Consider the following 18353-nt stretch of genomic DNA (forward strand, 5'->3'; position numbering starts at 1 on the left):
ACACCGTCGGCACAATCCGCCGCGTTGGCCCGAATGATCGCGTCGGTACTCATCGCCGTCGCTGCTTCTTGGTTGCCCGCTCCGCCTTCGTGCCTACGACGACGGTCGTCGGTGTCTCGAGCACCGCCCCACACGTGACGACGCGGAGATCACTGATACCGGTCCGACCGACCACCGCGCGATCCCGCTCGATCTCTTCGGCCGCCGAGGAACCCTTGATCGCGATCATCCGCCCACCCCCGCGAACCAGGGGAGCGGACCACTTCGAAAGCCGCTCGAGCGGTGCAACGGCCCGGGAGGTGACCACGTCCGCGAGACCGACATCGGTGCGGACTACCTTCTCCTCCGCGCGGCCGCGAACAACTCGCACGTTCTCGAGACCGAGGGTCTTCACTGCCTGTTCGAGGAAGGTGCTGCGACGGAGCAGCGGTTCGATCAGGGTGATCGACACATCCGGGCGAGCGATCGCGAGCGGCAGGCCGGGGAGACCCGCACCGCTCCCGACGTCGAACACCGTCTCGTCCTTCTCGATCAGTTCCCCGATCACCGCACAGTTCAGGATGTGCCGATCCCACAACCGAGGAACCTCTCGGGGTCCCATCAGACCGTGGTCGATGCCATCGGTGGCCAGTATTCGCCAGTAACCGTCCGCCAATTCCCTGCGTTCGCCGAACACCGCGTCGGCGGAAGCCGGCGGGGTCTGCAACGCATCAAGGTCGGGGTGGTCATCGGGTTGAGCGTCTGACGACACTTGGCCTCCGTTTCTAGTTGGTCCTATGACAGTGTTTCACGTGGAACCTGGCGCGACCGACGGTCGGTGCACATCATCCCAGCGCTCATGTTTCACGTGAAACCACATCCTTGTCATTCTGGTTCAGTACGTCATATATCGCCCCATTGAGTTGAGTCCGCACCAGGCCGGGCAGGCCAGCCCGACCATACAAACGGATCACGCCAACGAGATGCCGGCTCACTCTAGTGCGGACAACCCGCGCCAGTAGTTCCGTCCGGCGGCAACGCATGTGTGGTCGGTTTTCACCCATGCCTACCCCCAGCCGCATATCCCAACTGGGGAGGAGAGCTGTCGGCGACCCGAAGCGCCACGCGCACTCGGACGCATAGTCGAGAAGCGCCAGATGCCAGCACATCCACTACCGCCGCGACGACGGTCAGGCATCAGCGCCGCGCTCTACTACCAAGGCTGTCGCATGAGCACCTTCCGGCGGCCTTCGCATAGACCTCCGGACACCCGGGCATACCGGGCCCATTGGGGGTTGTCGTACGCGACGGTCGTACTACTCGAACCTGGAGTCGCCAGCCTTCGGTTCTTCGTAGCAAACGCAGACCGGATCCGCGGATTCAGCGCAGTTGTCGTGCGCAGGGTTCCACGTGAAACAGGGCAAGACCTGCGGGCGCCGCAAGGCGAATGTTTCACGTGAAACGACACTCATGTCATTCCCGGACGGGCCGCTGACACCCATCCTCAGCAAGGGCTGCGGGCGGCCGGCGACACGGTCAGAGACCCCTATCCACGTCAACCGAGCCCTGTATCCGCGGGAAACGAAACCACGCTCAGTCTCGATCACAAGGCCAGTCACGGTCCAAGCGCTCGCGCGGACGCACGGAACCTTCCATCGACCGATGCCCGTCGGGTTAGCGGAGGCGACCAGTCGAGTCCCAGCACGCCAGGCGGAATACCTCTGTGCCGCCACTTCTCGGTCGGGGAGGATCTCCCGAGTTCGAGCGTGACCCGACCCGGAACACCGCTGCGTAATCGATAGACCTCAGCACCGACCGGTCTCACGTGCAAAGCGGTTGCGAATGCGGATGGCGCACCGTGTCGGCAAACCGCCACGAATCGCGACATCTTCCTACCGCCGCACCGCCGACATCGATGCGGGTGCGGCGATCACAAGACTTGACACACCACCGCCGATACCGCCTAGAACCCGATCCGAAGATCCTGGTTCTAGTCCGTGAACGCCGTCGGGCATCCCGATCAGAAGCACCGCGCGGGCTCCTGCGGAAGACCGCTCGCCGGGCAGAGCGCGCCGGGCCGATCGTCCGCACCCTCACGCGCGAACAGGGCGCCTGCCGCGCTTGCACCGAATAGGGGATGGGTTCGGTGTCCGCCGCCAATGCCGCCGGCGGTCGAGATCCGTGCGGGCCTGGGCGGGGGGTGGCGTTAGGAAAGTCGCACTTCGGCGCACCTGTCCGAGCAGGACCCGACGCACGCGGACCCCGGGCCGTGGTCGGTACCGTCTCCACAATCGGGAACCCCGCGGAGATGAATCGACACGTGACGATTCACCACCGATGCCCGTGGTCCTGGAACGTCGCGGGGATTGATGACCAGAGACGGCCTCTTCGACGCATTACCACCGCGCATCTGACGCACCCGTTCGCCAAAACCGCCCCATTCGGCGACCAATTGGTCCGGCACGCGGTAGGCCTTCCGAGCGGGCGCACCACGATCCGATACCGACGTTTCACGTGAAACAACACCATTGTGATTCTCACGCGGGAGCGCGCGACGCGGTGACCGCAGAGGGGGAGGGGGCCCGGAAAACGACTCAGGCCCCGACCTAAGGTCGGGGCCTGAGTGGAACTCTGTAGTTCGGGTGAGTCCTACTCGGGGAGGACCACCACGCGACGCTTGGGCTCGGCGCCCTCACTCTCGCTGATGACGCCGTCGACGGCGGCCACCGCGTCGTGAACGATCTTGCGCTCGAACGGGGTCATCGGATCCAGCGCTTCACGCTCGCCCGACTTGAGTACACGCTCGGCGACCTCTCGGCCGAGACGGGCCAGGCGGTCACGACGGTCGGCGCGCCACCGCGCGATGTCGAGCATCAGTCGGCTGCGCTCGCCGGTCGCCTGCTGGACCGCGAGGCGGGTCAGCTCCTGCAGGGCGTCGAGAACCTCACCCTTGCGGCCGACGAGCTTGGTCAGGTCGTCGCCACCATCGATGCTGACGACGGCACGGTCACCGTCGACATCGAGATCGATGTCGCCGTCGAAGTCGAGAACGTCGAGCAGCTGCTCGAGGTAGTCGCCTGCGATCTCGCCCTCTTCGACGAGGCGATCCTCGTCGTCCTCGTCATCGTCCTGATCATCGTCGAAGTCCTCGGCGGACTCGTCGGTGGCGTCGGTGTCGGCAGCGGTGTCCGCACCGGTGGACCCGGCGGGTTCGGTCTGGGTTTCGGTCGTGGCCTTGGCGTCGTCTTGCGCCTCGGTCTCGGTTCCGGTTTGAGTTGCAGTCTCTGCTGTCATCTCGTTCACCTAACTGTGTGCTTCGAACAAGTCTTGGGCGGTCATCGCTTGCCGCGCTTCTTACCGCTCTTGGCGGTGGACTTCCCGCCCCGGTTGGGGGGTTGCTTCTTGGAACCCGGGCCGGCGCCGGCGCCTGAGCGGGTCGGCTTCTGTCCAGGCTTCGGCTTCGTACTCGGCGCGGAGTCGCCGGTCTCGCTGGGGGAGGACTCGGACGTCGTATCCGCGTCGCCGGTCGTACCCGCCTTGGTCATCGACACAGCCGTGGTCTCCGAGTCTCCTGAGGCATCAGCAGACGTGTTGCGCTTCTTCTGGCGGTCCGGACGCGCGCCCGGCTTCGGAGCGTTCGCCTTCAGCTTCTCCTGCTTGAGGCGCTTGGCCTCTTCCTCTTCTTTCTCGATCTTTCCGAACACCAGGTGCTGCTGGCCGTACGTCCAGATGTTGTTGCTCATCCAGTACAGGAGGATCGCGACGGGGAAGAACGGACCGGTGATGAGGATGCCGATGGGGAAGATGTACAGCGCGAGGTTGTTCATCATCCGCGTCTGCGGGTTCTCGAGTGCAGCTTCGGGCTGGCGCGCAACCGACGCCCGCGAGTTCATGTGCGTGGCGATCGACGCGATGATCATCATCGGGACGATGACATAGCCGATCTGGACACGGGTGAAGTCGATCGGAGCGCCGGGCTCGACGAAGGCCTGGAACTCGGTGACCGGCTCGACGAGGTAGGACGACAAGGGCACACCGAACAGACGGGCGTCGAGGAAGTTCTGCACCTGCTCGGCACTGAACACGTAGTTGCCCTGCGCCCGGGTCTCGGCGGCGCTCATGCCGAGCTGTCCCATGCCGGTACCCATGCGGTTGAACGAACGCAACACGTGGAACAGACCGATGAACACCGGGATCTGGAGCAACATCGGCAGGCAGCCGAGCAGCGGGTTGAACCCGTGCTCCTTCTGCAGCTTCTGCATCTCCTCGGTCATCTTGACCCGGTCCTTGGCATACTTCTTCCGGATCGCCTGAAGCTGCGGGTTGATCTCCTGCATCTTCTTCGTGGTGCGGATCTGCTTCACGAAGGGCTTGTAGAGAATCGCTCGCAGGGTGAAGACGAGGAACACCACGGACAGTGCCCAGGCGATGCCGTCGCCCCCGGGACTGTCGGGCGTGACGTAGCTGAAGAGCCAATGCCACACCCACATGATCCCGGACACCGGGTAGTAGATGAAGTCGAGCACGGGTCAGGTACCCCTTACTTGTTGTTCTCTAGGTGGAATCGTTCCGCCGGGACGGTGGCTGATGGTTCCGGCCATCGTGGGCCGACTGCGGCCCGCCGGAGAGTTCACGGATCCGGCCGCACAGATCGCTCCACAGTTCGCGGGGACCTTTGTCGGGAACCGGGTCGTACCCGGGCTTGTGCCACGGACCGCACTTGAGGAGCCGGACCGTCGCCAGCAAAGAGCCGTAGAGGAAACCATGACGTTCGAGGGCTTCCACTGCATAACCCGAGCAGGTCGGTTCGAACCGGCACGTGGGCAGCCGTAGCGGCGATACCCAGGTCCGGTAGAGCTCGATGAGAAAGATGACCGTGCGGCGCGGCAGCAGGTGGGCTCCGCGGCGCATCCGGGCGATGACGGTGAGCTGATCGTCCGCGTCCGCGGGCGAGTCGGTCCGGGTGTTCGGAGTCGACGATGACGGGGTGGGGGAGGGGGCCGATCCACGGTCATCCAGCTCGGCGTCGATCATCGTCCGACACCCGCCCCGGTCGGTGTGCCTGCGGTGGGCGCCATCTCGACGATCCGCCGGCTGGTGAAGGCCGACCGCAGTTGATCCGCCAGTTCTTCACTGGTCCTGTCCGCGGCGCCGCGCCGAGCGCGGATCACCACGTATGTCTCGACGGCCGGACAGAGATGCCTGGTCGCAGCGAACGCGGCCCGCAGCCGTCGTGCGACGGCATGGCGGACCACGGCGTTGCCCACCGACTTGCTCACGACGAGGCCGAGCCAGGGTCCACCTGTCATGGCGACGTCGCGCCGCAACCCGGCCGGGTCCGGCCACTGTGTGCCGACCGGTGCCAGGTGTACGACGAAGTCACGAGCATTCACCCGCGCACCGGACTTCAGGGTGCGTGAGAAGTCGGATCCACGAGAGATCCGATGAGAAGACGCAGTCATCGATCAGCTGACCGGACCCGGAGGATCCGGTGGGTAGCCGACGATCAGGCGGTGAGCTTCGCGCGGCCCTTGTTACGACGGCTGCTGACGATCGCACGGCCGGCGCGGGTCCGCATACGCAGACGGAAGCCGTGCACGCGCGAACGACGACGGTTGTTCGGCTGGAAAGTACGCTTGCCCTTGGCCACGGTGACTCCTTGTGCTCCCTGTGAGCACGCCGGTTACCCGCACGTGACCCACATGTTGTCGTTGGTCGTTGATCCAGGACGGTGCCGAACTCTTGTCGGTGATGAACTCGGCGAACATGACAAAACGCCGCGCAAATCCGCAACCTGGATGACCAGTCGAGACTACTGACAGCGCGCGCTCAAATCAAACGCGGTCGTCGGGACAGCAGAACAGTCTCTCACCAGGTGTGTTCTGGAGCACGCGGATGACGACAATCAGTCCGAACGAGTCAATTGTCCCGATCGCTTTGTCGGCCGCCGACACCTCTGTTAGGTTCTGTCAGAGCGTCGGCCACGGACACCTGCCGGACACCAACGAAGTGTCGCCGGGATCCGAGGTTACCGACCAAAGTCCCAAGTTCGTCATCACCGTTGTACACAGGTGTGGATAACTCTGTGGAGAGATGCGGTCGATGACGTGGGGTGCCCCGGCCCGCGTCAACGCTGGTAGTTTTCCGGGTCAGGAGGCCAGCCCCGTGACTTCAGACCGCGACACATTCGGTGAGGTGTGGCAACAGGTCGTCGCCGAACTCAACGACGACGAAGCCGCACGTGACCACGAACCACTGACTCGCCAGCAGAAGGCGTGGCTGTCACTGGTTCGACCCCTCACCCTCACCGAGGGATTCGCCCTTCTCACCGTGCCGACCGCTCTGGTCCAGGAACAGATCGAGCGCAACCTGCGCGAGACGATCCGTTCGGTCCTGAGCCGCCATCTCAATGAGCCGGTGGATCTCGGTGTTCGTATCCAGACGCCCCGCAACGACGAGCCCGTACCCGAACCGGCCGCGTCCGAATCACGCCTGGTCAACGGCGCGGCACCGGTCGATTACTCCGCGGTCCCGGGTGCGGCGATCGGTGCCGGATTCCCGGCGACCCCGGGTGCCGGAGCCGTACCGGGTGGCGACACCGGCCGACCGTCGGGCGACTGGGCCTCGTATTTCGCCGAGCGGCCGACGACCACGCCGTCGCCGTCGGGGGCAAACCTCAACCCCAAGTACACCTTCGACACCTTCGTCATCGGTGCGTCCAACCGCTTCGCACATGCGTCGGCGGTCGCGGTGTCCGAGGCTCCGGCACGCGCGTACAACCCGCTGTTCATCTGGGGAGAGTCGGGACTGGGCAAGACCCACCTGCTCCACGCGGCCGGGCACTACGCCCAGCGCCTGTTCCCCGGTATGCGCGTCAAGTACGTCTCGACCGAGGAATTCACCAACGACTTCATCAACTCGCTGCGTGACGACCGGCGGGTGGCGTTCAAGCGCCGCTACCGCGACGTCGACGTGCTGCTGGTCGACGACATCCAGTTCCTGGTGGGTAAAGAAGGTATCCAGGAAGAGTTCTTCCACACCTTCAACACGCTGCACAACGCCAGCAAGCAGATCGTCATCTCGTCCGATCGTCCACCGAAACAGCTTGCAACACTTGAAGACCGGCTCCGCACGCGATTCGAGTGGGGTCTGATCACCGACGTCCAGCCGCCCGATCTGGAAACCCGCATCGCCATCCTGCGCAAGAAGGCACAGATGGACAACATCGCGGTACCCGACGACGTCCTCGAGCTGATCGCGTCGAAGATCGAACGCAACATCCGCGAGCTCGAGGGTGCGCTCATCCGGGTGACGGCGTTCGCCTCACTCAACGACGCAGCGCTCGACAAGTCGCTCGCCGACGTCGTGCTGCAGGCTTTGCTGCCCAACTCGGGCACCCTCGAGGTCAGCGCCGCCAGCATCCTGGCGATCACCGCGGAGTACTTCGACGTCTCGCTCGAGGAACTGCGCGGCCCCGGCAAGACCCGGTCCATCGCCCAGGCACGCCAGATCTCGATGTACCTGTGCCGCGAGCTGACCGACCTGTCGCTGCCGAAGATCGGTGAGACGTTCGACCGCGACCACACCACGGTCATGTACGCCGAACGCAAGATCCGCAAGGAGATGGCCGAGCGCCGCAAGGTGTACGACCACGTCCAGGAGCTGACCGCCCGCATCAAGCAGCGTGCGGTGGGCTGACCGTCCTTCTCCTCTGTTCTCCACGCGCCTCTCGTGCCCTCGCACGGGAGGCGCGTTTCGTATGTCACGGGCGATCTCCGCGGTTTCTGACGGGATCACGCAGTGAAAGCGGCGACGCCGGCGTCTCGTCGCCCGAACCGGAGAGCGGATCGTGACGGTCGTATCGACTCGGATCCTCCCCGCCAGAACCACAACTCTGCTCCCCGGGTCGAGACTGACGCGTCGGTCTTGTGTGTTCTCGCACACTCGGATCGGCCATGTCGAATGACAATCTTCGTCTCCGGAGGCTGTGGATCGGCGTGGGATAACAGGGCAAGACCTGTGCACCGACGGTGGACGCCGCGCGAACAACAAGTTTTGTCCACAAACTCTTGGCATTCGGCTCAACGATGCTCCACCGGTCATGCACACCCGCGCACCCCGTCCGACTGGCCCGATGTGGGGGTTGTCCACAGATTCCACAGTTCCTATTACTGAGATGGATCCCTCTCTAAAGAGAAATCTTTTGTAAGAAGGACTGTGCACAAACCTCCATCCGCGGGCCCGGCGGGCCCGGCCTCCCGGATGGACTGACTTGGCCCCAACCATCCCGGCATCGGCGGTGGCGTTCTACAGTGGGATTCCCGGATGTGGGACGTGATCGACCATGCCGTCGTTTCGGCTCCGGCATGCCGACGATCCGCACGAGAGAGAAGGGCAACCTCCCAGCATGAAGTTCCGTGTCGCACGTGACGAGTTCGCTGATTCCGTCGCCTGGGTCGCTCGAAGCCTGCCCTCTCGTCCGCCGGTACCGGTTCTGGGTTGTGTGGTGCTCAACGTCGGCGAGACCGGTCTGACCGTTTCCGGATTCGACTACGAGGTCTCGGCCCAGGAGAACCTGGGTGCCGAGGTCGCCGAGCCCGGCCAGGTGCTCGTCTCGGGTCGACTCCTCGCAGACATCACCAAGGCCCTGCCCAACAAGCCCGTCGATGTGACCCTCGACGGCGCCCGTGTCGCCATCACCTGCGGTAGCGCCAAATTCTCCCTGCCGACGATGCCGGTCGAGGACTACCCGCAGCTGCCCGACGTCCCGGCCATCACCGGCACGATCCCGTCGCAGCTGTTCGCCGAGGCGATCTCCCAGGTCGCCGTCGCGGCCGGCAAGGACGACACCCTGCCGATGCTGACCGGTGTGCGCGTGGAGATCGAGGGCAACTCCGTGGTCCTCGCGGCCACCGACCGTTTCCGCCTCGCTGTGCGCGAATTGCAGTGGGAGCCTTCGGACCCCGACACCAAAGGCGCAGTCCTGGTCCCGGCCAAGACGCTCTCGGAGAGCGCCAAGACCGCCGGCTCGGAGGGCACCGGGGTCGTCTCACTGGCCTTCGGCAGCGGCGCGGCCATCGGATCCGACGGCATCCTGGGCATCCTCGGCGAGACCAAGAAGACCACCACCCGACTGCTCGACGCGGAGTTCCCGAAGTTCCGCCAGTTGTTGCCGGCCAGCCACACCGCGGTCGCCACCATCGACAGCGCCCCGCTGATCGAGGCGATCCGTCGTGTCGCGCTGGTCGCCGAGCGCGGTGCGCAGGTCCGGATGGAGTTCACCGAGGGATCCGTGCTCCTCACCGCCGGTGGCGACGAGGCGGGCAAGGCCGAGGAAGAGCTGCCCGTGTCGTTCCACGGCGAGCCGCTGACCATCGCGTTCAACCCGGGTTACCTGCAGGACGGCCTCTCGGCGATCAACGCCGACAGCGTCGACTTCGGTTTCACCACCCCGAGCCGCCCGGCGGTCCTGCGCCCGGCCAGCGGTGAGGATCCGGTTGCCGACGAGTCCGGCGCCTTCGTCGCCCCCGAGAGTGCGTTCAGCTACCTGCTGATGCCGGTCCGCCTGCCGGGCTGACAAGCGCCGCGAACCCAGCCGATCACCGCAACCGACCGTGTTCGTTCGTGAGCTGCACCTGAGGGATTTCCGTTCGTGGCAGGCCGTCGACCTCGATCTGCGGCCCGGCCCGACGGTCTTCACCGGCCGGAACGGCTTCGGCAAGACCAACCTGCTCGAGGCGCTGTTCTACCTGGCGACCCTGCGGTCGCACCGGGTGAGTTCCGATGCGCCGCTGGTGCATTCCGGATCCCCGTCGGCGCTGGTCACCGCCACCGTCGAGAACGAGGGACGGGAGCTGACCGCGGAACTGCGGATCAACGCCGAAGGTGCCAACAAGGCGTCGATCAACCGCAGTCCCGCCCGGCGATCCCGTGATCTGCTCGGGATCCTGCGGACAGTGCTGTTCGCTCCCGAGGACCTCTCGCTCGTCCGCGGGGATCCCAGCGATCGGCGACGGTTCATCGACGAACTCGTCGCCCAGCGCGGTCCCCGATGGGTGGCGGCCCGGGCCGACTACGACCGGGTGCTGCGACAGCGGTCGGCGCTGCTCAAGACCGCGGCCGCCGCGTTGCGGCGTGGCGGTGACCAGGCCGAGTCGGTCATCAGCACGCTTGATGTGTGGGACGGTCAGCTTGCCGATCTGGGCGGGCAGGTCACCGCGGCACGGCTGCAGGTTCTCGCCGAGCTGGAACCACATTTCACCCGGTCGTATGCGTCGATCGCGCCGCACTCCCGCCCCGCGACCCTGAGATACCGTCCCGCCGGCGGCGTCGAGTTCGAGACGACGACGGCCGACTCGATCAGCGAGATCCTGGCGGCTCGCCTGAGCGAATTGCGCGACAAGGAGATCGATCGCGGCATGTGCCTGGTCGGTCCGCACCGCGACGACATCGACATCGTACTCGGTACCGACGTCGCGAAAGGCTTTGCGTCGCACGGTGAATCGTGGTCGTTGGCACTGGCGTTGCGGCTCGGATCCGTCGAGTTGACGCGTGCCGAGGGCGTCGAACCGGTCATCATGCTCGACGACGTCTTCGCCGAACTCGACGCCAAGCGTCGGGAGAAACTGGTGGAGTTCACCGCCGGGGCCGAGCAGTTGCTGATCACCGCGGCCGTCGCCGACGACATCCCGGGCGAGATCGGCGGCCGGCGGATCTTCGTCGACGTCGTCGAGGACGCGGACGGTCGTCGGTCCACGGTCATCGGAGACGAGTCGGATGCGGCGCCCGGACAGGTCGAGGAACCGGTGATCGGGGTCTCCGATGAGTGACGAAGCACACTCGTCGCGGCCCGGCGCGGCCGGGGAACCGTCGAACCGACCGATCGAACCGGGTGAACTCGGCGGATATGAACGCGCCCGCAAGGCTTTGGAGGAGGCGCGCGCCGCGGCGCGGGCGGCCGGGAAGTCGGTGGGACGCGGTCGCGCGTCACCCGTGCGTCGCACGCCGCGGGGCGCGCAGACCCGGAAGAGATGGTCGGGATCGGGTCCGGATGCGCGGGATCCGCAACCCTTCGGGCGCCTCGTCGGCGGTCTGGCGAAGGACCGCGGCTGGCAGGAGAAGATCGGCGAGGGCACCCTGTTCGGGATGTGGGACAACATCGTCGGCGCCGACATCGCCGCGCATGCGAAGCCGATCGAGTTGCGGGACAACGTACTTCACGTCCAGGCCGAGTCCACAGCGTGGGCGACGCAGCTGCGGTACGTGCAGTCGCAGATCCTGGCGAAGATCGCCGCGGCCGTCGGCGACGGCGTGGTGAAGTCCCTGCGCATCAGCGGACCCAAGGGTCCGTCGTGGCGTAAGGGCGAGCGTCATGTGCGGGGGAGGGGCCCACGGGATACGTACGGTTAGGCCGGGCCTAGCAGACTCGTCCGCACATTACTAGTCAATGCGCCCCGTGAGCCGATTTTCCTCCCCAAGCCACGATCGAACCGGGCTAGTCCCAAAAAAATCGATCTGAGGGCCTGTTAGCGGCCCCGGATGCACGTTCCTGGGCGAGTCAGGCAGTACACTGTGAGGTGTTGTCCCGACAGGGGACCACCGAACGGCAGAACGACCGCCGCCTTCAGGCAACCCGGGAAGTCCCGGGCATACCTGTGTGCGCATCGACCTGCCCGCCCCCTGGTCGAGTAGATCGACGGCGGGATCCCGGGTCCCTGGGATTCGCCGATGAGCAGAACAGGAGCGGACGCACCTCGTGGCCGACACCAACGACACCGGACCCAAGAAGAGCAAGAAGAAGCCGTCGGAGTACGGCGCCGACTCGATCAACATCCTCGAAGGTCTGGAAGCTGTCCGCAAACGGCCCGGCATGTACATCGGCTCCACCGGTGAACGCGGCCTGCATCACCTCATCTGGGAGGTCGTCGACAACTCGGTCGACGAGGCGATGGCCGGCTTCGCGAGCCGCGTCGACGTGACCCTCCTCGAGGACGGCGGCGTCCAGGTCGTCGACGACGGTCGTGGCATCCCGACCGGCATGCACCGGACCGGCGTCCCCACCGTCGAGGTCGTCATGACCCAGCTACACGCCGGCGGCAAGTTCGATTCCGATGCCTACGCGGTGTCGGGCGGTCTGCACGGCGTCGGCATCTCGGTCGTCAACGCGCTGTCGACCAAGGTCGAGCTCGAGATCGAGAACGACGGCTTCCACTGGGAGCAGACCTACTCCTACGCCAAGCCCGGTCCCCTGGAGAAGGGCGACGCCACGCGTAAGACCGGTACGACGGTGCGGTTCTGGCCGGACCCGGACATCTTCACCGAGACCACCCGGTTCAACGCCGAGACCGTGGCTCGTCGTCTGCAGGAGATGGCCTTCCTCAACAAGGGCCTGACCATCACGCTGACCGATCAGCGGCCCCAGGCCGTCGAGCCGCCGGGCGACGCCAACGGCGACGAGGACGCACCCGCGACCGATGTCGCCGAGGCCGTGCAGACGGAGACCGAGAAGGCCGCGGCCGCGACGAAGCCGAAAACCCGGACGTACCACTACCCGGACGGGCTCGTCGACTACATCAAGCACCTCAACCGCACCAAGCAGTCGATCCACAACACCGTCATCGGGTTCAGCGCCAAGGGCGAGGGCCACGAGGTCGAGATCGCGATGCAGTGGAACGCGGGCTACTCGGAGTCGGTGCACACCTTCGCCAACACGATCAACACCCACGAGGGCGGAACACACGAAGAGGGTTTCCGCGCGGCGCTGACCAGCACGGTCAACAAGTACGCCCTCGAGAAGAAGCTCATCAAGGAGAAGGACGGCAAGCTCACCGGCGACGACATCCGCGAGGGTCTCGCCGCGGTGATCTCGGCCAAGGTCTCCGACCCACAGTTCGAGGGCCAGACGAAGACCAAGCTCGGCAACACCGAGATCAAGGGCTTCGTCCAGCGCACCTGCAACGAGCACCTCGGTCACTGGTTCGAGGCGAATCCCGCCGAGGCCAAGATCATCGTCAAGAAGGCCGCCGACTCCGCCCAGGCCCGCATGGCCGCGCGTCGTGCGCGAGAGATGGTGCGCCGCAAGACCGCAACCGACATCGGTGGTCTCCCCGGCAAGCTCGCCGACTGCCGCAGCAACGACCCCACCAAGTGTGAGGTCTACATCGTGGAGGGCGACTCGGCCGGTGGCAGCGCCAAGTCCGGTCGCGACTCGATGTACCAGGCGATCCTCCCGTTGCGCGGCAAGATCATCAACGTCGAGAAGGCCCGCATCGACCGCGTCCTCAAGAACGCCGAGGTCCAGTCGATCATCACCGCCTTCGGCACCGGTATCCACGACGAATTCGACATCGCCAAGCTGCGCTATCACAAGATCGTGCTGATGGCCGACGCCGACGTGGACGGCCAGCACATCTCGACGCTGCTGCTGACGCTGTTGTTCCGCTTCATGCGCCCGCTCATCGAGCACGGTCACGTGTTCCTCGCGCAGCCACCGCTGTACAAGCTCAAGTGGCAGAAGTCCGCTCCGGAGTTCGCCTACTCCGACCGCGAGCGCGACGGACTGCTCGAGGCGGGTCGCGCGGCCGGCAAGAAGATCAACACCGACGACGGCATCCAGCGCTACAAGGGTCTCGGTGAGATGAACGCCAAGGAACTGTGGGAGACCACCATGGATCCGGCGGTGCGTGTCCTGCGCCAGGTGACGCTCGACGACGCCGCGGCGGCCGACGAACTGTTCTCCATCCTCATGGGTGAGGACGTCGCCGCACGTCGAAGCTTCATCGCCCGTAACGCGAAAGACGTTCGCTTCCTTGATGTCTGATCACGGGTCGACGGAATTCGCAGTGATCGGAGAAAGAATCCACAATGACTGACACCACCCTGCCGCCCGCCGGCGGTGAAGGCGACCGCATCGAACCTGTCGATCTCGGCCAGGAGATGCAGAAGAGCTACATCGATTACGCGATGAGCGTGATCGTGGGCCGTGCGCTCCCCGAGGTGCGCGACGGCCTGAAGCCGGTGCACCGACGGCTCCTGTACGCATCCTTCGACGCCGGTTTCCGCCCCGACCGCAGCTACGTCAAGTCGGCGAAACCCGTTGCGGAGACGATGGGTAACTACCATCCGCACGGCGACACCGCGATCTACGACGCCCTGGTGCGTCTCGCGCAGCCGTGGTCGATGCGGTACCCCCTCATCGACGGCCAGGGCAACTTCGGCTCCCGCGGTAACGACGGCGCGGCCGCCATGCGTTACACCGAGGCGCGCCTGACGCCGCTCGCGATGGAGATGCTGCGCGACATCGGCGAGGAGACAGTCGATTTCACGCCGAACTACGACGGCAAGACCCAGGAGCCGACGGTTCTGCCCGCGCGGATCCCGAACCTCCTGATCAACGGATCCGGCGGTATCGCCGTCGGTATGGCCACCAACATGCCGCCGCACAACCTCAACGAGGTTGCCGACGCGGTGTTCTGGGCGCTCGAGCACCACGACGCCGACGACGAGACCACTCTCGCGGCCTGCATGGAGTGCATCAAGGGACCCGACTTCCCCACGGCCGGACTGATCGTCGGCAGCCAGGGGATCAGGGACGCCTACACCACCGGCCGCGGCAGCATCCGCATGCGCAGCGTCGTCGACATCGAGGAGAACAAGGGGACCACCACACTGGTGGTCACCGAGTTGCCCTACCAGGTCAACCCGGACAACCTGATCCAGTCGATCGCCGAGCAGGTCAACGAAGGAAAGCTCAAGGGCATCAGCCGGATCGAGGACCAGTCCTCGGACCGCGTCGGTATGCGCATCGTCGTCACGCTGCGTCGTGACGCGGTGGCCAAGGTCGTGCTGAACAACCTGTACAAGCACAGCCAGCTGCAGACCAGCTTCGGTGCCAACATGCTGTCCATCGTCGACGGCGTGCCCCGCACCCTGCGTCTCGACCAGATGATCCGCTACTACGTGGCGCATCAGATCGACGTGATCGTGCGTCGCACCCGGTACCGGTTGCGCAAGGCCGAGGAACGCGCTCATATCCTGCGCGGTCTGGTGAAAGCCCTTGACGCACTTGACGAAGTGATCGCCTTGATCCGCCGGTCGGCCAACACCGACACCGCGCGCACGGGCCTCATCGAGCTGCTCGACATCGACGAGATCCAGGCCGACGCCATCCTGGCGATGCAGCTGCGTCGCCTGTCGGCATTGGAACGTCAGAAGATCGTCGACGAACTCGCCGAGATCGAGCTCGAGATCGCCGATTACAAGGACATCCTCGACAAGCCGGAGCGCCAGCGCGCCATCGTGCGGGACGAGCTCAAGGAGGTCGTGGAGAAGTACGGCGACGAGCGTCGTACCAAGATCATCGCGGCCGACGGCGACGTCAGCGACGAGGACCTGATCGCCCGCGAGGACGTCGTCGTCACGATCACCGAGACCGGCTACGCCAAGCGCACCAAGACCGACCTCTACCGCAGCCAGCGTCGCGGCGGCAAGGGCGTTCAGGGTGCAGGTCTCAAGCAGGACGACATCGTCAAGCACTTCTTCGTCTGCTCGACCCACGACTGGATCCTGTTCTTCACCACCAAGGGTCGGGTGTACCGGGCGAAGGCCTATGAACTGCCCGAGGCCAACCGCACCGCGCGTGGCCAGCACGTCGCCAACCTCCTGGCCTTCCAGCCGGAGGAGCGCATCGCGCAGGTCATCCAGCTCAAAACCTACGAGGACGCGCCGTACCTGGTGCTCGCCACCCGGAACGGCCTGGTGAAGAAGTCCAAGCTCGTCGACTTCGACTCCAACCGCTCCGGCGGTATCGCCGCGATCAACCTGCGCGGCGAGGACGAACTGGTCGGTGCGCAGCTGTGCTCCTCCGACGACGATCTGCTGCTCGTCTCGCAGAAGGGCCAGTCGATCCGGTTCCACGCCGACGACGAGACCCTCCGCCCGATGGGCCGGCAGACCTCGGGTGTCCAGGGCATGCGGTTCAACGCCGACGACACCCTGTTGTCGCTCAACGTGGTTCGTGATGACACCTACCTGCTCGTCGCGACGTCGGGTGGCTACGCCAAGCGCACCGGCATGGACGACTACCCGGTCCAGGGTCGCGGCGGCAAGGGCGTGCTCACCATCGCCCACGATCGCCGGCGCGGTGAACTCATCGGCGCGCTCATCGTCGACGACGACTCGGAGCTGTACGCGATCACCTCGGGCGGCGGTGTCATCCGTACCGCGGCCAAGCAGGTCCGCAAGGCAGGGCGTCAGACCAAGGGTGTGCGTCTGATGAACCTCGACGAGGGGACCACCGTCATCGCGATCGCCCGCAACGCCGACGAGCCGGAGGAGACGGACGCCTCGGAGTAGGCGTTAGGGTTGAGAACACGTGCAGCCGAGGAGTCGGTGGCGGTAGAAAGTGACCCGACGCGTCGATGTCCGTCGGCAGTGACGCCAGAGTGAGGGATTGCCTGTGAGCACACCGAACGAGCCGAACCAGGAGCAGAACGGGCGCCCGTCCGGGAACCCGTCCGGTCCCGGTACGGGGACACCGACCGGTGGGCTGGTGCCGCCGTGGCAGCGCGGACCGGGTGAGGATTCCCCCGGTTCCGCACCGACCGAGGCGTTCGGGCGTGAGGACGACTCGCGCTCGAACGCGCAGGGCAATCCCGGCGGTCCGCCGCCTGAGTCCAGGGGCGGCCCGCCGCCGCGGGGCGTCGTGACCAACAGCGGCACTGCTGCCGCCAGCATGAGCGGCCAGCAGGCGCCCGTCACCAAGCTCGACAGTCCGCGTCGGCCGGGTTCGTCCGTCGCGACCGAGGAGCCCGGCTTCGTCGAGTCGCCGACGAGCACCATCGACCGCGACAACCTGCCCGGCCAGGATCTGCCCGATCTGGATCGGATCCACCACACGGCCGATCTGACGAAGCGTCCTTCGGAGGCTCCGGCTGCCGGGGCACCGTCGCGGGTCCCGCCGCGGTCGGCACCGCGTCAGGTCGGGTCGGGTTCGGCGTTGCGGGCCGCGGTGCAGCTGCGTCGGATCGATCCGTGGGCGACGTTCAAGATCGCCGCGGTGCTGTCGTTCGTCGGGTTCTTCATCTGGATGATCGCGGTCGCCGTGCTGTACCTGATCTTCGACGGCATGGGCATCTGGGATCAGGTGAACAACAGCTTCGGAACGCTCGTGGCGGACGAATCGAGCACCGCGGGGGATGTCATCGGGGCGGGCACCGTTTTCGGCGTGGCAGCGCTTCTGGGGGCCGTCAACGCCATCCTGCTGACGGCGCTCGCGACGGTCGGCAGCTACATCTACAACATCTGTGCCGACCTCGTCGGCGGTGCCGAGGTGACACTCGCGGACCTCGACTGAATCGAGCCGCTGACCAGCCGTTTTGGTCGGTAGGGGATCCGTCGGGTAACCTCACTTCTCGGTTCAAGGGCCTATAGCTCAGGCGGTTAGAGCGCTTCGCTGATAACGAAGAGGTCGGAGGTTCAAGTCCTCCTAGGCCCACTGCGACGGAAGTTTTCGGACTCCCGGTATCGCATCCCGTCGACCGATTCCGGTCGGCACGGGGCCTTAGCTCAGTTGGTAGAGCGCTGCCTTTGCAAGGCAGATGTCAGGAGTTCGAATCTCCTAGGCTCCACCACTGCACGAACCGCAACGCACCACCGGACCCCGGTGGTGCGTTTTGCTTTCCGCGCACACTTTCCGTTCGCGATCACCCGAATCGGGTGATCGCGAACGGACAAGGTGATCGCTCAGGCGCGGACATATTCGGTGAACGACACCCCGGTCTCGAAGTCCCGGCTGCTGACGAGTTCGAACCGTTCTGGTTTGTACGCCCCGGATGCGAACAGTGGGATCCCGTCGCCGAAGAGCAGCGGCTGCCTCTTGAGCACCAGACGATCGATCTCGCCGATCAACTGCGTCGCCAGCGACCCGCCCCCGCAGAGCCAGATGTCCTTGCCGCTCCGGGACTTCAGCTCTCGCACGAGTTCCACGGGATCGCGGTCGGTGAACGTCACGCCGTCGACCGGTTCCGGCTTTCGGTGGGTGAACACGTACTGGTCGAGATGCCGGTAGGGACTCGGCGCCTCCGGCAGGCCGACCGCGTAGGTGTCGGCGCCCATGAGGACGGTGTCGAAGCCGCCGCCGCTCTGGTCGATCCCGAGGGCCGCCGCGTAGTCGGTCGGGATCGTGTCGGCGAAGCGCTCGTTGATGCCGACCATGTGGTCGCCCTCGACGAGAAAGGCGTCGAACTCGCCGTTCGGCCCTGCGATGTACCCGTCGAGGCTCACCGCCACGTAGTACACGAGTTCTCGCAATGCGCACTCCAATCACTTCAGATGTAGTGGTTAGGAATGTACAGCAGCTGTAGTGGTCGGCGCTA

The 18353-nt window shown here is 65.6% G+C and carries 14 protein-coding genes and 2 tRNA genes; 9 read left to right on the forward strand and 7 right to left on the reverse strand.

The window, feature by feature from the left end; all coding sequences use genetic code 11:
- Positions 1 to 49: 49 nt before the first annotated feature.
- From rsmG to rpmH, 6 genes are all read right to left on the reverse strand, one after another.
- Entirely contained in the window at positions 50 to 751 is a 702-nt protein-coding gene (gene rsmG, locus RVF83_RS05985; RefSeq protein ID WP_005200364.1) for a 16S rRNA (guanine(527)-N(7))-methyltransferase RsmG, read from the reverse strand.
- A 1877-nt stretch (positions 752 to 2628) separates the two neighbouring features.
- Positions 2629 to 3273 carry a protein jag gene (locus RVF83_RS05990; protein WP_005200366.1) on the reverse strand — a complete coding sequence of 215 codons (645 nt, stop codon included), beginning with the start codon at positions 3271 to 3273 and terminating at the stop codon, positions 2629 to 2631.
- A 41-nt stretch (positions 3274 to 3314) separates the two neighbouring features.
- The gene (yidC, locus tag RVF83_RS05995) at positions 3315 to 4505 is read right to left on the reverse strand and encodes a membrane protein insertase YidC (protein ID WP_005200368.1); all 1191 of its coding nucleotides are present in this window, start codon (positions 4503 to 4505) and stop codon (positions 3315 to 3317) included.
- Between the two features lie 28 nt (positions 4506 to 4533).
- Positions 4534 to 5013, reverse strand: coding sequence for a membrane protein insertion efficiency factor YidD (gene yidD / locus RVF83_RS06000; protein WP_005200382.1), 480 nt, complete (start codon positions 5011 to 5013; stop codon positions 4534 to 4536).
- Positions 5010 to 5441: a ribonuclease P protein component gene (rnpA, locus tag RVF83_RS06005; protein WP_005200384.1), complete on the reverse strand. Its 432-nt coding sequence runs from the start codon at positions 5439 to 5441 to the stop codon at positions 5010 to 5012. Before rnpA ends, yidD begins: the two co-directional genes overlap by 4 nt.
- 44 nt (positions 5442 to 5485) lie before the next feature.
- Positions 5486 to 5629, reverse strand: coding sequence for a 50S ribosomal protein L34 (gene rpmH, locus RVF83_RS06010; protein ID WP_005200386.1), 144 nt, complete (start codon positions 5627 to 5629; stop codon positions 5486 to 5488).
- Positions 5630 to 6144: 515 nt separating this feature from the next.
- On the opposite strand from rpmH, the gene dnaA reads away from it, so the two are divergent.
- The 9 genes from dnaA to RVF83_RS06055 all read left to right on the forward strand — a co-directional run bounded on the left by dnaA (position 6145) and on the right by RVF83_RS06055 (position 17609).
- Positions 6145 to 7677: a chromosomal replication initiator protein DnaA gene (dnaA, locus tag RVF83_RS06015; protein ID WP_005200388.1), complete on the forward strand. Its 1533-nt coding sequence runs from the start codon at positions 6145 to 6147 to the stop codon at positions 7675 to 7677.
- Between the two features lie 709 nt (positions 7678 to 8386).
- Positions 8387 to 9556, forward strand: coding sequence for a DNA polymerase III subunit beta (gene dnaN / locus RVF83_RS06020; protein WP_005200390.1), 1170 nt, complete (start codon positions 8387 to 8389; stop codon positions 9554 to 9556).
- 37 nt (positions 9557 to 9593) lie between these two features.
- A complete protein-coding gene (recF, locus tag RVF83_RS06025) occupies positions 9594 to 10808 on the forward strand; it encodes a DNA replication/repair protein RecF (protein WP_005200393.1) in 1215 nt (404 codons plus the stop codon).
- Positions 10801 to 11388, forward strand: coding sequence for a DUF721 family protein (locus tag RVF83_RS06030; protein ID WP_005200395.1), 588 nt, complete (start codon positions 10801 to 10803; stop codon positions 11386 to 11388). The genes recF and RVF83_RS06030 overlap by 8 nt, the downstream gene beginning before the upstream one ends.
- Positions 11389 to 11734: 346 nt before the next feature.
- Positions 11735 to 13798 (forward strand): DNA topoisomerase (ATP-hydrolyzing) subunit B, encoded by a 2064-nt coding sequence (gene gyrB, locus RVF83_RS06035; protein ID WP_005200397.1) that lies wholly within the window; start codon positions 11735 to 11737, stop codon positions 13796 to 13798.
- A gap of 44 nt (positions 13799 to 13842) precedes the next feature.
- Positions 13843 to 16332, forward strand: a complete 2490-nt coding sequence (gyrA, locus tag RVF83_RS06040; protein ID WP_005200398.1) for a DNA gyrase subunit A — start codon at positions 13843 to 13845, stop codon at positions 16330 to 16332.
- A gap of 103 nt (positions 16333 to 16435) precedes the next feature.
- Positions 16436 to 17332, forward strand: a complete 897-nt coding sequence (locus RVF83_RS06045) for a DUF3566 domain-containing protein (RefSeq protein WP_005200400.1) — start codon at positions 16436 to 16438, stop codon at positions 17330 to 17332.
- Between the two features lie 67 nt (positions 17333 to 17399).
- Positions 17400 to 17473: transfer RNA gene (locus tag RVF83_RS06050), tRNA-Ile, on the forward strand.
- Positions 17474 to 17533: 60 nt separating this feature from the next.
- A tRNA-Ala gene (locus RVF83_RS06055) sits at positions 17534 to 17609 on the forward strand.
- A gap of 112 nt (positions 17610 to 17721) precedes the next feature.
- Here the strand turns inward: RVF83_RS06055 and RVF83_RS06060 are convergent.
- Entirely contained in the window at positions 17722 to 18288 is a 567-nt protein-coding gene (locus tag RVF83_RS06060; RefSeq protein ID WP_005200401.1) for a dihydrofolate reductase family protein, read from the reverse strand.
- Positions 18289 to 18353: the final 65 nt, after the last annotated feature.

It is taken from the genome of Gordonia rubripertincta (assembly GCF_038024875.1).
Lineage (GTDB): Bacteria > Actinomycetota > Actinomycetes > Mycobacteriales > Mycobacteriaceae > Gordonia > Gordonia rubripertincta.

Coding starts and splice junctions, on each gene's coding strand:
- RVF83_RS05990 (WP_005200366.1), bottom strand. CDS start 3,273: ATGACAGCAGAGACTGCAACTCAAACCGGAACCGAGACCGAGGCGCAA.
- gyrA (WP_005200398.1), top strand. CDS start 13,843: ATGACTGACACCACCCTGCCGCCCGCCGGCGGTGAAGGCGACCGCATC.
- RVF83_RS06030 (WP_005200395.1), top strand. CDS start 10,801: ATGAGTGACGAAGCACACTCGTCGCGGCCCGGCGCGGCCGGGGAACCG.
- dnaN (WP_005200390.1), top strand. CDS start 8,387: ATGAAGTTCCGTGTCGCACGTGACGAGTTCGCTGATTCCGTCGCCTGG.
- yidD (WP_005200382.1), bottom strand. CDS start 5,013: ATGATCGACGCCGAGCTGGATGACCGTGGATCGGCCCCCTCCCCCACC.
- rnpA (WP_005200384.1), bottom strand. CDS start 5,441: ATGACTGCGTCTTCTCATCGGATCTCTCGTGGATCCGACTTCTCACGC.